Source organism: Pantoea sp. KPR_PJ (assembly GCF_041386365.1).
GTDB lineage: Bacteria > Pseudomonadota > Gammaproteobacteria > Enterobacterales > Enterobacteriaceae > Pantoea.
Genome location: NZ_JABMIK010000008.1, coordinates 182,532 through 196,501, shown reverse-complemented (window position 1 = coordinate 196,501; position 13,970 = coordinate 182,532). Strand labels below are relative to the sequence as shown.

The 13,970-nt window shown below is 57.9% G+C and carries 15 protein-coding genes; 3 read left to right on the top strand and 12 right to left on the bottom strand.

The genetic code is table 11. The annotated features are described in order from the left end of the window. Positions 1–14 precede the first annotated feature (14 nt). Positions 15–998, bottom strand: a complete 984-nt coding sequence (gene pldB / locus HP564_RS16730) for a lysophospholipase L2 (protein ID WP_371244935.1) — start codon at positions 996–998, stop codon at positions 15–17. Between the two features lie 113 nt (positions 999–1,111). On the opposite strand from pldB, the gene rhtB reads away from it, so the two are divergent. Continuing rightward, entirely contained in the window at positions 1,112–1,735 is a 624-nt protein-coding gene (gene rhtB, locus HP564_RS16725) for a homoserine/homoserine lactone efflux protein (RefSeq protein WP_371244932.1), read from the top strand. A gap of 207 nt (positions 1,736–1,942) precedes the next feature. Here rhtB and rhtC read toward each other — a convergent pair whose 3' ends face one another. The 3 genes from rhtC to pldA are packed head-to-tail and all read right to left on the bottom strand — an operon-like array spanning position 1,943 to position 5,303. Further along, on the bottom strand, positions 1,943–2,566 hold the full coding sequence (gene rhtC, locus HP564_RS16720; RefSeq protein ID WP_371244930.1) for a threonine export protein RhtC: 624 nt from the start codon (positions 2,564–2,566) through the stop codon (positions 1,943–1,945). Positions 2,567–2,578: 12 nt separating this feature from the next. Then, positions 2,579–4,405, bottom strand: a complete 1,827-nt coding sequence (recQ, locus tag HP564_RS16715) for an ATP-dependent DNA helicase RecQ (RefSeq protein ID WP_371244928.1) — start codon at positions 4,403–4,405, stop codon at positions 2,579–2,581. A gap of 25 nt (positions 4,406–4,430) precedes the next feature. After that, complete coding sequence (gene pldA / locus HP564_RS16710) at positions 4,431–5,303, bottom strand: phospholipase A (protein ID WP_371244926.1); 873 nt, start codon at positions 5,301–5,303, stop codon at positions 4,431–4,433. Positions 5,304–5,489: 186 nt separating this feature from the next. Here pldA and HP564_RS16705 point away from each other — a divergent pair, with 186 nt between their 5' ends. Beyond that, positions 5,490–5,960, top strand: a complete 471-nt coding sequence (locus HP564_RS16705; protein WP_371244924.1) for a thioesterase family protein — start codon at positions 5,490–5,492, stop codon at positions 5,958–5,960. A gap of 44 nt (positions 5,961–6,004) precedes the next feature. After that, complete coding sequence (gene rarD, locus HP564_RS16700) at positions 6,005–6,937, top strand: EamA family transporter RarD (protein WP_371244922.1); 933 nt, start codon at positions 6,005–6,007, stop codon at positions 6,935–6,937. Between the two features lie 40 nt (positions 6,938–6,977). On the opposite strand, the gene corA is transcribed toward rarD, so the two are convergent. From corA to HP564_RS16660, 8 genes are all read right to left on the bottom strand, one after another. Next, the gene (gene corA, locus HP564_RS16695; protein WP_371244920.1) at positions 6,978–7,931 is read right to left on the bottom strand and encodes a magnesium/cobalt transporter CorA; all 954 of its coding nucleotides are present in this window, start codon (positions 7,929–7,931) and stop codon (positions 6,978–6,980) included. Between the two features lie 190 nt (positions 7,932–8,121). Next, a complete protein-coding gene (ysgD, locus tag HP564_RS16690; protein ID WP_371244987.1) occupies positions 8,122–8,178 on the bottom strand; it encodes a YsgD/CorL family protein in 57 nt (18 codons plus the stop codon). Between the two features lie 67 nt (positions 8,179–8,245). Beyond that, positions 8,246–10,408, bottom strand: a complete 2,163-nt coding sequence (uvrD, locus tag HP564_RS16685; protein WP_371244918.1) for a DNA helicase II — start codon at positions 10,406–10,408, stop codon at positions 8,246–8,248. 98 nt (positions 10,409–10,506) lie between these two features. Next, positions 10,507–11,223, bottom strand: coding sequence for a 5-amino-6-(5-phospho-D-ribitylamino)uracil phosphatase YigB (gene yigB, locus HP564_RS16680; protein WP_371244916.1), 717 nt, complete (start codon positions 11,221–11,223; stop codon positions 10,507–10,509). Then, entirely contained in the window at positions 11,220–12,122 is a 903-nt protein-coding gene (gene xerC / locus HP564_RS16675) for a tyrosine recombinase XerC (protein WP_371244913.1), read from the bottom strand. The genes yigB and xerC overlap by 4 nt, the downstream gene beginning before the upstream one ends. After that, a complete protein-coding gene (locus HP564_RS16670) occupies positions 12,119–12,823 on the bottom strand; it encodes a DUF484 domain-containing protein (protein WP_371244911.1) in 705 nt (234 codons plus the stop codon). The genes xerC and HP564_RS16670 overlap by 4 nt, the downstream gene beginning before the upstream one ends. Next, positions 12,820–13,644: a diaminopimelate epimerase gene (gene dapF / locus HP564_RS16665; RefSeq protein ID WP_371244909.1), complete on the bottom strand. Its 825-nt coding sequence runs from the start codon at positions 13,642–13,644 to the stop codon at positions 12,820–12,822. The genes HP564_RS16670 and dapF overlap by 4 nt, the downstream gene beginning before the upstream one ends. A gap of 29 nt (positions 13,645–13,673) precedes the next feature. Next, positions 13,674–13,892 (bottom strand): lipoprotein, encoded by a 219-nt coding sequence (locus tag HP564_RS16660; protein ID WP_371244907.1) that lies wholly within the window; start codon positions 13,890–13,892, stop codon positions 13,674–13,676. Positions 13,893–13,970 lie beyond the last annotated feature (78 nt).

Genomic DNA, 13,970 nt, shown 5'->3' with positions numbered 1-13,970 from the left:
GGTAACGATTCGGATTAAACGTGTGCCATAAAAAAATCGACCAGCGCATTCAGTGCTTCGGCGCGCATGGCATCTTTTTCAAATAAAATTTCGTGACGTGCCTCTTTTATTACCCGCACCTCACACGCATGGCCTGCCTGGGCCATAGCGGAGCAAAAGAGATCTTGCGAACGATTATCCACCACGCGATCGTCACCCGCCTGGAGCAGCAAGATCGGCGTGGTAATGGTGCCTGCCAGACTCAGAATATTACGTCCGGCATGGATACCCTCACGCACCCAGTGGTAGGTTGGCCCGCCGACGCGAATAGCCGGATCGTCAGCATAAAAGCGCAGGCTGCGGCGATAACGCTCAGCGCTGTGCGTCAGGCGGTTGATGCCAAACGGATGGGCGCGCCAGCGTCCGGTACCGAGCGCATAGCCATCGCGGATCGCCGGACGCTTTTCCGCCCAGTCAAGAATGCGGTTCGCCAGAAATGAGGGCATCGGCAGCGCAATACCAAACATTGGAGCCACCAGCGTCACGGCGTGAAACGCCTGCGGCTGTCGTGCCAGAAACAGCGCCAGGATAGCACCGCCCATGGAGTGGGCCAGCGCATAGCGCTGCTGGTAGTGGCCGCCCACTATCTCTTTCAGATAGAGCGTTTCCAGATCCTCCACGTAGTGCGTGAACTCCACGACATGGCCGCGGTGAGAATCCTGCAACAGACGATCGGAACGGCCCTGACCGCGATGATCGAGGATGACAACGTCAAAGCCGCAGTGAAACAGGTCATAGGCGAGTTCGGGATATTTAACGTAGCTTTCAATGCGTCCGGGGACAATCAGGATAACGCGCTGGTGCTGCGGTGCGGTAAAACGCACATAGCGCAGGGTCACGTTTTCCACGCCGACAAATTCGCGCTCTTCGCGGCTGTGCCAGAAGTCGAGCAGCGGACCGTGCGCAAAGGCGGCAAAGGCTTTTTCCCGATTGAGCCAGCTCGCTTTATGTCGTTCCATCTCCCCTCCTGCGTACGCCCAATAAAGGGGGCAGGCCGCGCATGCAGCCCGTAGCGTCACGCTTGTTTCTGGCGTATTGTGTCACATTTCCGCCCAGACAGGGAGCGCAACCCATGACCACTGAATGGTGGCTGACCTACCTTCTTACCACCACCATCCTTAGCCTTTCACCGGGCTCGGGCGCAATCAATACCATGAGCACCGGCATCAGCCACGGCTATCGCGGCGCGGCAGCCTCCATCAGTGGTTTACAGCTGGGCCTGGCCATTCACATCGTGCTGGTCGGCATTGGGCTGGGTGCCCTGTTTTCGCAGTCGCTGCTGGCGTTTGAAATCCTGAAGTGGGCAGGTGCCGCCTACCTGGTGTGGCTCGGTATTCAGCAGTGGCGTTCATCGGGGGCGATCGATCTGGATGCAGTCTCCCGAGCGATGCCACGCCGCCGCCTGTTCCAGCGCGCGCTGCTGGTCAATCTCACTAACCCCAAAAGTATTGTGTTTCTCGCCGCGCTGTTTCCGCAGTTCATCCTGCCGCACCAGCCGCAGGCAATTCAGTATCTGGTGCTGGGCGCAACCACTATTATCGTCGATATCATCGTAATGATTGGCTATGCCACGTTAGCCACGCGTATCGCCGGGTGGATTAAAGGGCCGAAGCAGATGAAGTTGCTGAACCGTATCTTTGGCGGGCTGTTTATGGCGGTTGGCGCGCTGTTAGCCAGCGCAAGAAGAATAGCCTGAAGAGCACGCCGATGTTTAGAGCCGTCGCGGCGCAGCCAGATTGCGGGCGGACAGTGCGCGCTAACGAAAAAAATAAGCGCACCGATGCTTAAGGCCGTCGGTGTCGCAGCCAGTTCGGTGCCGGCCAGCGCGCAGTCACCGGAGCGTACTACAGTACGTGAGGATGACGAGCACTGCCCGGTGCCGGAATGGCAAGTAAGCCAGGCCTTAACGAGAAATGATCAGGTGGATGCCGAAACCGGCGAATAAAACTCCCGCCACGCCATCAACCCATTTTGCCGCGCGCTGATATTTATCACGCATCCACGGCAGGGCAAAAATGGCCGCCACCAGCGTAAACCATACGAAAGTTTCGCCAATAATCAGCAGAAAAAGGCCCCAGCGCGCCAGCGCGCCCACGTCGTTGCCAACAAACAGCGAGAAGACGCTACCAAAGTAGATGATGGCTTTTGGATTCGACAAGTTGGTGAGGAAACCTTTCAGGAAGCTCATGCCCTTTTTCGGCAGCTCGACCACTGGCTCATCTTGCACGGGCTGCTTCTGGCGCTGGCGGGCGGAACAGAGCAGCTGCCAGCCCATCCATAGCAGATAGAGGCCGCCACCAACCATAATAATCTCATGCAGCCACGCCATTTTTTCCAGAATCAGGTGTAGCCCCATAAGCGCGACTCCCGCCCAAATCACAATGCCGAGCGTAATACCGAGCACGCCCATCATCGCCTCCTTGCGGGAGCGGCTGGCCGCCGTTTGCGAAACAAAAAAGAAGTCCGGTCCCGGGCTCATCAGCGCAACCAGATGCACCAGCGCAACCGTGGCAAATAACATCAGCATAAGTATTTTCCTTTACTCTTCATCAAGATGCTCTTTGATCATCACCAGGAAAGGTCTGCCAAAGCGCTCCAGTTTGCGGTGACCCACGCCGTTGACGCTCAGCATCTCCGACGCCGTCATCGGCATTTGCTCCGCCATCTCAATCAGAGTGGCGTCGTTGAATACCACGTAAGGCGGGATATTCTCTTCATCAGCAATGGCTTTACGCAGCTTACGCAGCTTGGCGAACAGCTTGCGGTCATAATTGCCGCCGTAAATTTTTGGCGAGCTGCTGCTTTTTGGCTTCGCCGCATTGAGGCGTGGCACCGCCAGCATCAGGGGCATTTCGCCGCGCAGCACCGGGCGCGCCGCTTCCGTCAGCTGCAACGCGGAGTGCATGGCAATATTTTGCGTCACCAGCCCAAGGTGGATCAGCTGGCGTAGCACACTGACCCAGTGTTCGTGGCTCTGATCGCGGCCAATGCCGTAAACCGGCAGTTTGTCGTGTTCCTGGTCGCGAATGCGCTGGTTATTCGCGCCACGCAGCACTTCCACTACGTAGCCCATACCAAACCGCTGGCCGACACGATAGATGCAGGAAAGCGCCTTCTGCGCCTCCACCAGGCCATCGTAGCGCTTGGGCGGATCCAGACAGATATCGCAGTTATCGCACGGCTGCTGACGGCCTTCGCCAAAGTAGTTCAGCAGAACCAGACGACGGCAGGTCTGTGCTTCGGCGAATGCGCCCATGGCGTTGAGTTTATGCCGCTCAATATCCTGTAGCGGTCCCGGCGTTTTCTCTTCCAGACATTTGCGCAGCCAGGCCATATCTGCCGGGTCATACAGCATCATTGCTTCGGCAGGCAGCCCGTCACGCCCGGCGCGGCCGGTTTCCTGATAGTAGGATTCAATATTGCGCGGAATATCAAAGTGCACCACAAAACGCACGTTGGGCTTGTTGATGCCCATGCCAAACGCTACCGTTGCCACCACAATTTGCAGATCGTCGCGCTGGAAAGCCTCCTGCACGCGGGCGCGCTGCACGCTGTCGATCCCGGCATGATAGGCGCCGACGCTTAGCCCACGGCTTTGCAGGCGGGCAGCGGTGTCTTCAACTTTCGCGCGGCTGTTACAGTAGATGATGCCGCTTTTTCCACGCTGATCCTGGACATAGCGCAACAGCTGTTCAGTTGGCTTGAACTTCTCTACCAGCGTGTAGCGGATATTGGGACGATCAAAGCTGCTGATCTGAATCAGCGGATCCTGCATATGCAGCAGGTGGACAATATCGTTGCGGGTCGTTTCGTCGGCGGTCGCAGTCAGCGCCATCACCGGCAGCTGCGGAAAACGCTGGCGCAGTTGACCAAGCGCCCCGTATTCAGGGCGGAAATCGTGGCCCCACTGTGAAATACAGTGTGCTTCATCCACTGCCAGCATCGCGGGTTGCCAGTGAGACAGACTCTCCAGGAAGTTATCCATCATCAGACGTTCAGGTGCGATATAAAGCAGCTTCACGCGCCCGGTGCGACAGTCGGCCATGACCTGCTGCTGCTGCTCGCGCGTCATGGTGGAGTTGAGGCATGCCGCCGCCACGCCGTTTGCCAGCAGCTGATCCACCTGATCTTTCATCAGTGAGATGAGCGGCGACACGACCAGCGTCAGCCCTTCTTGCACCAGTGCCGGGATCTGATAGCAGAGTGATTTACCGCCGCCGGTGGGCATAACGACCAGACAATCTCGCCCGCTCAGCGCCGCATCAATAATGGTTTGCTGGCCGGGACGAAACTGCTGATAGCCGAAGGTATCGTGTAATACCTGCTGCGCCAGCGATTCCTGATTATGTACTGCCGAGATTGCCACGGTATTCCTGTTGTTTTCTGAAGGGTCAGAACAGATCGTTTAGCATGACGCCAACGCCGAGACGCGTCTGACGATGGTTGTAGTCGATAAGCGACTCGCCGTAGCCGCTAAACACCTGGGTATAGAAGCGAACGTGTTCGCTGATGGGATAGCTCCAGCCTAGTGTCGCGCCACCAAAACCGGTGTTCCAGTTATAGTTGCCTTCCACGCTGAAAATGTTGTCGCCCGCCGCATAACCCAGTTTCAGGCGGTAATAACCCATATATTTGGTGATGTCCGGGTTATCGTCTTCACTGTCTGGAATGCGATACCAGGGTTTGACTTCAGCCAGAAAATTGCCGTTTTGCGCCATCAGGCGCGCATAAAGGCGATTCCAGCTGCGGGAGGTTGGATCGCTGCGACCGTTGGAGTCGTGATTAAAGCCGACTTCCACATCGCGCAGCGTCCAGCCAGCAAAATCGTAATCCGTCGCCCAGCCCAGGAATACCTGTGGCTCGTAGTTGGTTTCGCGAAACGGCGATGACTCTCCGCGGTTCGACAGCTGCCACCATGAGCGCTGCGTATAAGAAGCCGCCAGCACGGAGTTGTCTCCCAGAATACCGCGCCAGAGCGGAAACGCCAGACTGAGCTGAAATTTCACCTCATCTTTGCGCGCATTATCTGCCCAGTTATAGGAGGCGATCGCCTCTTTGTTAATATCGCTGGTATAGGTGTAGAGCAGATAGTTGCTCTCATAGGGATAGAGCACGAACGGGTTATCATGCTTCTCCAGCAGGTTAGCGATAATGCTGCCGCGTACCTGAGGCGTATCGTGCACCTCTTTAACGGTGGCTTCCTCTGCCTGCGCCAGTGCAGGAAGTAACAGTGCGGCTGCTAACAAGGCGCGATGCTTGCGCATAACATTCTCCGGTGAAAGCTGCGTATCGAATTAATGGGGCGTCGTCAAAAGGAGGCCATTCTACACGCAAAAGTCGGTGAAGATGAGCGCTGATTTCTGAAACTGGAAAGCCCCTCGCGCGCGGCTTAGAATACACAACTCGTTAACATTTTGCGCCGCTCAGGGCGTACTCGCAGGATCGTCATTATGTCTTCAGTGCTGCTGACTCAGCAGGAAGCCCGCCGCATGGTAGGCGAAATTTTTATTTATCATATGCCCTTTAATCAGGCGCTGGGCCTGGAGCTGGATCGGCTGGAAAGCGACTATGCAGAGATCAGCTTCGCCAATAAAACCATGCTGGTCGGCAACGCGGCACAGCACATCTTGCACGGCGGCGTCATCGCCTCGGTGCTGGATGTCGCCGCCGGTATGGTCTGCGTCAGCAACGCGCTGACGCGCGCGGAGAGCATCAGCGAAGAGGAGCTGCGTCAGCGTCTGTCGCGTATGGGCACGATAGACATGCGCGTTGACTATCTGCGCCCTGGCCGCGGTGAACGCTTTATCGCTACCAGCAGCCTGCTGCGCGCCGGAAATAAGGTGGCCGTCGCGCGCGTAGAGCTACATAACCAACAGGGCGACTATATCGCCACGGCGACGGCAACCTACCTGATTGGTTAATGCTGGACGCTGTGTCAGAATCGACTTTCATCCGGACGCTATATATGGATACGCAACAAACCCGACAGGGCATCGGCTTCGCGCTCGGCGCGTACTTTATCTGGGGCATCGCCCCGGCTTACTTCAAGCTGGTCAAAACCGTTCCACCCACAGAGATTATGACGCACCGGGTTATCTGGTCAGCCCTGTTCATGCTGGGCCTGATTAGCCTCAGCCGCAGCTGGAAGCAGGTACGCAGCGTGCTGGCGCAGCCGAAAAAAGTGCTGCTGCTGGCGCTCACTGCCGTGACCATTGGCGGTAACTGGCTGCTGTTTATCTGGGCGGTGAATAACCAGCATATGCTGGAAGCCAGCCTGGGCTACTTTATTAACCCGCTGATCAACGTGGTGTTCGGCATGCTGTTTCTGCGCGAGCGTTTTCGCCGCTTGCAGTGGCTGGCGGTGCTGCTGGCTGCGATCGGTGTGCTGGTGCAGCTGTGGCAGTTCGGCTCACTTCCCCTGATCGCACTGGGCCTGGCATTGAGTTTTGCCTTTTATGGCCTGATACGCAAAAAAATACAGGTCGACGCGCAGAGCGGCATGCTGATTGAGACGCTGTGGCTGTTTCCGCTGGCGGCAATCTATCTGTTTGGCGTCGCTGATACCGCCACCAGCCACCTCAGCGCCAATCCGCTGAGCCTCAACCTGAAGCTGATCGCGGCAGGCATTGTCACCACTATTCCACTGATGCTGTTTGCCGCAGCCTGCACGCGGCTACGTCTCTCCACCGTTGGTTTTTTCCAGTATCTTGGCCCCACGCTAATGTTCCTGCTGGCGGTGCTGTTTTACGGCGAGACGATCACGCCCGACAAGCTGGTAACGTTCGCATTTATCTGGCTGGCGCTGGCGGTGTTTATTTTCGATGCGGTCGTGGCGACGCTGCGCAGTCGCCGCTATGTGAAAAGCGCGGCCTGGCCTCGCGTCCCGCCGACGGCGTAAAGGCGCACCCGATCATCGCGGTGCGCCTTCGCGCGAAGGGTTACAGCCAGTTTTTGCGCTTGAAGTAGAGATAAGGGGCCAGGCCGGCAAGGATCATCAGGCCAATGGCCGCGGGATAACCAAAGCTCCATTTCAGTTCCGGCATAAACTCGAAGTTCATCCCGTAGCTCGATGCGACCAGCGTTGGCGGCAGGAACACCACCGAGACCACCGAGAAGATCTTGATAATGCGGTTCTGCTCGATGTTGATAAAGCCCATCGCCGCCTGCATCAGGAAGTTTACCTTCTGGAACAGCGATTCGTTATGCGGCAGCAGGGATTCGATATCGCGCAGGATCTCGCGCGCCTGCTCCAGCTGGTTGTTCGGCAGACGCGCCTTGCGCACCAGGAAGTTAAGTGCGCGCTGGGTATCCATCAGACACAGCCGCACCTTCCAGCCAATATCTTCCAGTTCAGCCAGGCGTGACAGCGCCTGGTCATACTCTTCCCCCTGCTGCCCTTCCATAATCACGCGGCTAAGCTTCTCCAGCGCGCTATAGATGTTCTCAATCTCATCGGCCAGCTGCTCAATCTTGGTCTCAAACAGGTCGAGCAGTAGCTCAAAGGCGTTGCCGTCGATCAGAGTCTGGTTGCGGGCGCGCATACGATAAAGGCGGAACGCCGGTAGCTCGCGCTCGCGCAGCGTATAGAGACGCCCCTCGCGAATGGTAAATGCCACGGTGGAGTTTCCGGCATGATCCTCTGCGTCTTCATAAAAGAAGAAGGAGTGAATATGCAGGCCGTCTTCGTCTTCAAAAAAACGTGCCGAGGCTTCGATATCTTCCAGCTCTGGACGTGTCGCCAGGCTTTGCCCCAGCTCGCGCTGTACGCGATCGCGCTCGCCCTCTTCCGGCTCGATTAAATCGACCCAGACAGACGTCGTCAGCCTGTCGTTTTCGTCTTCCAGCTCCAGACGCGTCAGGCGGCTGCGATCCAGTTTAAATGCGCTCAGCATAAGCAATACTCCCCATTGCAGACTAAATGGGACAAGGCCGTTAGCCAGACGACGAAGATGCCGATCGGGCACGGCAAACGCCTGGACACGGAAACGCTCGTTCAGAAGGTGAATCAGTGCTGACTCATGCGACGGGACAGAAAGGGAGGTCGCTGATAACCGCTAAGGCTACCAGCTAAAAGAGGTAGCCTTAGATGTTATTCCTGGTAACCAGGTGACTGAGCCAGCATCGACTGGGCGTATCCAAGGCATTGTCCTCTCATGATAATAGTGCGCGCATGTTACGCTGAGACGAAAAAGTCGTCAACCGATGACTAAGCGGTTTCCAGCTTCGCATAAGCGGCGACCAGCCACTTAATCCCCTGCCCCTGAAACGCGACCTGAACGCGGCTGTGCTCGCCGCTGCCCTCCAGATTGATGATGGTGCCTTCACCAAATTTCGCATGCTTCACGCGCTGGCCGAGCGAGAAGCCACTGTCGCTTTTCGAGACCGGCGTCCCCATACGCTGATGGCTGACCGGACGGCTGACGCTGGCGCGCAAGCGTACCTCTTCCACACACTCTTCCGGCAGCTCACCAATAAAGCGCGACGGTCGATGATAGACCTCTTTACCATAGAGGCGTCGCGTTTCGGCATAGGTCAGGGTCAGCTTCAGCATGGCGCGCGTCACACCCACATAGGCGAGGCGGCGCTCCTCTTCCAGACGTCCCCCCTCATCAATCGACATCTGGCTCGGGAACATGCCTTCTTCCATGCCGACAATAAACACCTGGCTGAACTCCAGCCCTTTCGCGGAGTGCAGCGTCATCAGCTGCACTGCATCCTGCCACTTATCCGCCTGGCCTTCACCTGCTTCCAGCGCCGCATGAGACAGGAACGCCTGGAGCGGCATCAGGTCTTCATCTTCATCCTGATAGCTGAACTGGCGCGTCGCCGTCACCAGCTCCTCAAGGTTTTCGATACGCGCCTGGCCCTTTTCGCCTTTTTCCTGCTCATACATCATCCACAGGCCGGAATCTTTGATCACGCGGTCTGTCTGCACGTGCAGCGGCATGTCAACGGTTTCTGTCGCCAGCGAGTCGACCAGCTCACAGAAGCGCTGAAGCGCCGACGCAGCGCGGCCCGCCAGCGCTTTGGTTTGCAGCAGCTCACGCGTCGCCTGCCACAGCGTCATCTGGCGTTCGCGCGCGGTCTGGCGCACCACATCAAGCGTGCGATCGCCCACGCCGCGCGTCGGCGTATTGACCACGCGCTCAAAGGCGGCGTCATCGTTGCGGTTAGCGATCAGGCGCAGATAGGCGAGCGCGTCTTTAATCTCCTGCCGTTCGAAGAAGCGCATACCGCCATAAATGCGGTACGGCATGCTGCTCTGCAACAGCGCCTCTTCCAGCACGCGCGACTGGGCGTTGCTGCGGTAAAGAATGGCGCAGTCCTGTAGGGCATTGCCGTTCTCATGCCAGCTTTTAATACGGTTAACCACAAAGCGCGCTTCATCCAGCTCGTTGAAGGCGCAGTAGATTGAGATGGGATCGCCGTCGGTGCCGTCGGTCCACAGCTCTTTACCGAGACGGCCATTGTTGTTGGCAATCAGGGCGTTGGCGGACTTCAGAATATTATTGGTGGATCGGTAGTTCTGCTCCAGGCGAATGGTTTCTGCCGCCGGGAAATCCTGCAAAAAGCGCTGGATGTTTTCAACCTGCGCGCCGCGCCAGCCGTAAATGGACTGGTCATCGTCGCCGACAATAATCACGCGCCCGCTGTCGCCCGCCAGCATGCGGATCCAGGCGTACTGGATGTTGTTGGTGTCCTGAAACTCATCCACCAGGATATTGCTGAAGCGCTCGCGATAGTGGTTGAGGATATGCGGCTTATGCAGCCATAGCTCATGCGCACGCAGCAGCAGCTCGGCAAAATCGACCAGCCCTGCGCGATCGCACGCTTCCTGATAGGCCTGATAGATACGTAGCCAGGTCTGTTCAACCGGGTTACCGTAGCTTTCGATATGCTTCGGGCGCAGCCCTTCATCTTTTTTGCCGTTGATGTACCACATACCCTGACGCGCGGGCCACTGCTTCTCATCAAGGTTCATCGCCTTAATCAAACGCTTTAGCAGACGCAGCTGATCTTCGCTGTCGAGGATCTGAAAATCCTGCGGCAGACCCGCGTCAAGATGGTGCGCGCGCAGCAGACGATGAGCGAGGCCGTGAAAGGTGCCGATCCACATACCGCCCTGGCTGGTGCCGATCAGCTGCTCAATACGGTGACGCATCTCGGCCGCCGCTTTGTTGGTAAAGGTCACCGCCATAATCGAATAAGGCGAGCAGTTTTCTACCGACAGTAGCCAGGCGATACGATGCACCAGAACGCGTGTTTTTCCACTGCCCGCGCCTGCCAGCACCAGCAGGTTACTGCGCGGGGCCGCGACGGCCTCGCGCTGTTTGTCATTCAAACCGTCGAGCAGATCAGAAACGTCCATAAGCACCGTTCACTAAAGAAAACAAAAAGCGAACCCTGAATCATTCGGCTGACAACAGAACGCCTGACTCAGGGTATGACTGGATAAATCTACAGCTATTATAACAGTGAGGTCAGGGATGCCAATCGCGAAATCTCAACGTGCGGCAACAGGCGCGCATCACCCGCCTGCATCAGATTGCCGCCGCGCAGATTAATCCAGCACGCCTGCATACCGCAGCGCAGTGCGCCAGCGACATCGGTGGTCAGGTCGTCACCCACGTGAAGAATGTGCTCCGGCGCAATGCCGAGCCGCTCAGCGGCAAGATGATACATATCCTGCCAGGGCTTGGCGCGGCCATCCGGCCCGGCACGCAGGGCGAACTGGAAATAGTCGGCGATGCCGAGCTGCTCTGGCCGTGCATTACCGTTGCTGATCGCCACCAGCGGCACCTTTTCGCCCAGCGCCTTCAGGGTCTGATGCGTCTCTTCAGGCATCTCGACCTGACTGCGCCAGTGGTGAAAAACGCTCATCACCTTTTCAGCGCCTGCGGTCGCCTCTTCCAGGGGTAAGCCAGCCCTGATCAAGGCCAGCTCGACGGAGCGACGACGCCACTCCGACACGTCATGATAAATATCGGGTTCGCGCACCAGCAGTTCGTCACGCAGCGCCTGATAGTCCAGCGGCGTAAAGTCGCGCAGCGACGGATGACAGGCCTGCAACGCCGCATGCGACTCAGCCGTGGTTTTGCGGATCACCGGATGGTTATCGTAGAGCGTATCGTCGAGGTCGAAAGTGATCGCTTTAATGGTGCGTAGCGGACGGTAAAACTTCATTCGTTCTTTCCTCGTTTGGCGCGGGGATGCGCAGCATCGTACACCGTGGCCAGATGCTGGAAATCGAGATGGGTATAAATTTGCGTGGTCGAGAGGTTGGCATGTCCCAGCAGCTCCTGCACCGCGCGCAGATCGCCGCTCGATTCCAGCAGATGCGTGGCAAACGAATGGCGCAGCTTGTGCGGATGGATATGGCTGGCAACGCCCTGTCTGACACCCCATTCAGCGAAGCGTTTCTGCACGTTGCGCGCTGAAATGCGGCGACCACGGCTGGAGAGGAACAGTGCGTCATCCTCACTGCCAAACCCAGCGCGCAGCGGCAGCCAGTACTCCAGCCAGGTCACAGCGGTACGGCCAACCGGCACGCGACGCTCTTTGCTGCCTTTTCCCACGACCCAGACTTCACCCGTCTCAAGATCGACATGGCCGCAGTCCATATTGACCAGCTCTGACAGTCGCAGTCCGCCGCCATACATCACCTCCAGCATCGCACGATCGCGCACCGCCAGCGGATCGTTGAGATCGATGTCCAGCAGCTGGTTTACTTCATCGACGTCAATATTTTTTGGCAGATGTCGCGCGTTGCGCGGCGTGGTAATGCCTTTGGCAGGATTGGCAGAAAGTTTGCCCTGGCTAACCTGCCAGTCAAGAAAGCTGCGCAGGGCAGAGAGACGCAGCGCCAGGCTGCTGGCTCCTAACCCTGCCCGGCGGCTGCGCGACGCCATGCTGCGAACCTGCGCCGGCTCAAGCGATGACCAGCTCTCCAGCTTCAGCGCTTCGGCCATCTCCGTCAGCGCCATAAGCTGGCGCGCGTAGTTTTCCTGCGTCAGGGGGCTGAGCTGGCGCTCAACCTTGAGATAGCGCAGAAATTCATCGACGGCCGTCTGTAGCGCGTTCATGCGCGTTCTATCCAGCGCGACAGCAGCTGCGGCATCATGTGCGCCAGATGCTGCAACAGCAGTGTACCCATACCAGCCTGATAGTGCTGGCTGTCGCGGCTACTGAAAATCAGTACTCCCAGCTCACCCTGCTCGCCCATTAGCGACATCGCTACTGAGCCGATCGCCTTCGCCTGTGGCAGCAGCAGCAGCAGTTCCGGTCCGTTCAGGCTACCGAGAAAATGGTGCTGCTGGCCGAAACGCTGAATACGTAACGGCTCAAATGCCTGGCGCGACAGGCCAAGCTGAACAAATTCTGATGGCGCGCCCAGCCGCCACCGATCGGCAAAAAGACGCAGGTTCGCCCCCGCCAGGCCCAAATCGCGCGCCCAGCGATGCAGGCGGTTGAGCATATCCTGTAGCGAGTCCGCAGCGGCCAGGTGCCCCTGCAACGCCAGCAGCCGATCGAACAGCTCATGGTTAGCGCTGGCCTGCTCCATCAGCAGTGTGATCTCTTCCTCCAGCCGCTGAATGTGATTGCGCTGGCGCGCCATGTGCCACTCCACCAGCGACACGCTGCCGCGTACCGGATGCGGCACCGCCATCTGCTCGACCCGGCGGGCGTTGCGGATAAAGAAGTCAGGATTTTGTTGCAGGTAATCGTTAACAGCCTGATCGTCCAGCAGAACCGTATTGTCCGTCTGCTCTTCGATATTTTTCATAGATGAATAAACCCATCGTAGACGTGTGTGGCGGGACCGGTCATAAACAGCGGCTGCCCCGCGCCTTTCCAGGCAATATGCAGCGTGCCGCCCGGCAGATCGACACGTACCTTCGGCGACAGGATGCCCTGCTGGATCCCGCAGGCGACCGCAGCGCAGGCACCGCTTCCGCAGGCCTGGGTTTCACCTGCACCGCGCTCGTAGACGCGCAGGCGAATATGTTCTGGCGACACCACTTCCATAAAGCCGACGTTCACCCGCTCGGGAAAGCGTTCATGGCTCTCCAGCGCCGGGCCCAGCGTCTCGACCGCAGCGGTCTGCACGCTGTCGACCTGAATCACGCAGTGAGGATTGCCCATAGAAACCGCGCCAAACATCACCGTTTGCTCGGCAACGCGTAGCAGATAGAGGTTTTCCGCTTTGTTGGCGCGAAACGGCACCTGCTGCGGCTCAAAATTGGGCTCCCCCATATTGACACGCACCAGCTCTTCCGGCGTCACGCTCAGAACCATGCGGCCCGTTTGCGTGCTGACGCGTATCTCGCTTTTATTGGTAAGCCCCTTTAGCCGTACAAAGCGGGCAAAGCAGCGTGCGCCATTGCCGCACTGTGCCACTTCGCTGCCGTCGGCGTTAAAGATGCGATAGTGAAAATCGAGATCGGGATCGTAGGGCGGCTCGACGATCAACAACTGATCGAAACCGATCCCCAGATGGCGATCCGCCAGCCGGCGAATCAGCTCCGGCGAGAAAAAGACGTTTTGCGTCACGGCATCCACAACCATGAAATCGTTGCCGAGGCCGTGCATTTTGGAGAACTGCATTTTTTGCTCCGCCGGGTGCGCCATTACAATTAGTCTGCTGACATGCTGGCGTTGCCGCCACTCACTAATCCCCTGGTATCAGCCTGCGCCGCACGCTTTTGCTGCTGCTGTTTCTGCTGCTCAGCCTGCTGAGGGGTTTGCGTTTTGGGCTGCTGGGCGGGCGGGAAGTAAAGCGGTCCTTTCAGTCCACAGCCTGCCAGGGTCGTTAGCGCCAGCGCCATTGCCAGCAGGCTTTTTACTCTCTTCATCTGTTCTGCTCTTCTGTCCTTAACCTGGTTGCTTATCATCGCAGTTGAAGATGGAAAAGCAACAGGAAATCCCCGCAA

Coding starts and splice junctions, on each gene's coding strand:
- pldB (WP_371244935.1), bottom strand. CDS start 998: ATGGAACGACATAAAGCGAGCTGGCTCAATCGGGAAAAAGCCTTTGCC.
- rhtB (WP_371244932.1), top strand. CDS start 1,112: ATGACCACTGAATGGTGGCTGACCTACCTTCTTACCACCACCATCCTT.
- rhtC (WP_371244930.1), bottom strand. CDS start 2,566: ATGCTGATGTTATTTGCCACGGTTGCGCTGGTGCATCTGGTTGCGCTG.
- pldA (WP_371244926.1), bottom strand. CDS start 5,303: ATGCGCAAGCATCGCGCCTTGTTAGCAGCCGCACTGTTACTTCCTGCA.
- HP564_RS16705 (WP_371244924.1), top strand. CDS start 5,490: ATGTCTTCAGTGCTGCTGACTCAGCAGGAAGCCCGCCGCATGGTAGGC.
- rarD (WP_371244922.1), top strand. CDS start 6,005: ATGGATACGCAACAAACCCGACAGGGCATCGGCTTCGCGCTCGGCGCG.
- corA (WP_371244920.1), bottom strand. CDS start 7,931: ATGCTGAGCGCATTTAAACTGGATCGCAGCCGCCTGACGCGTCTGGAG.
- uvrD (WP_371244918.1), bottom strand. CDS start 10,408: ATGGACGTTTCTGATCTGCTCGACGGTTTGAATGACAAACAGCGCGAG.
- yigB (WP_371244916.1), bottom strand. CDS start 11,223: ATGAAGTTTTACCGTCCGCTACGCACCATTAAAGCGATCACTTTCGAC.
- xerC (WP_371244913.1), bottom strand. CDS start 12,122: ATGAACGCGCTACAGACGGCCGTCGATGAATTTCTGCGCTATCTCAAG.
- HP564_RS16670 (WP_371244911.1), bottom strand. CDS start 12,823: ATGAAAAATATCGAAGAGCAGACGGACAATACGGTTCTGCTGGACGAT.
- dapF (WP_371244909.1), bottom strand. CDS start 13,644: ATGCAGTTCTCCAAAATGCACGGCCTCGGCAACGATTTCATGGTTGTG.
- HP564_RS16660 (WP_371244907.1), bottom strand. CDS start 13,892: ATGAAGAGAGTAAAAAGCCTGCTGGCAATGGCGCTGGCGCTAACGACC.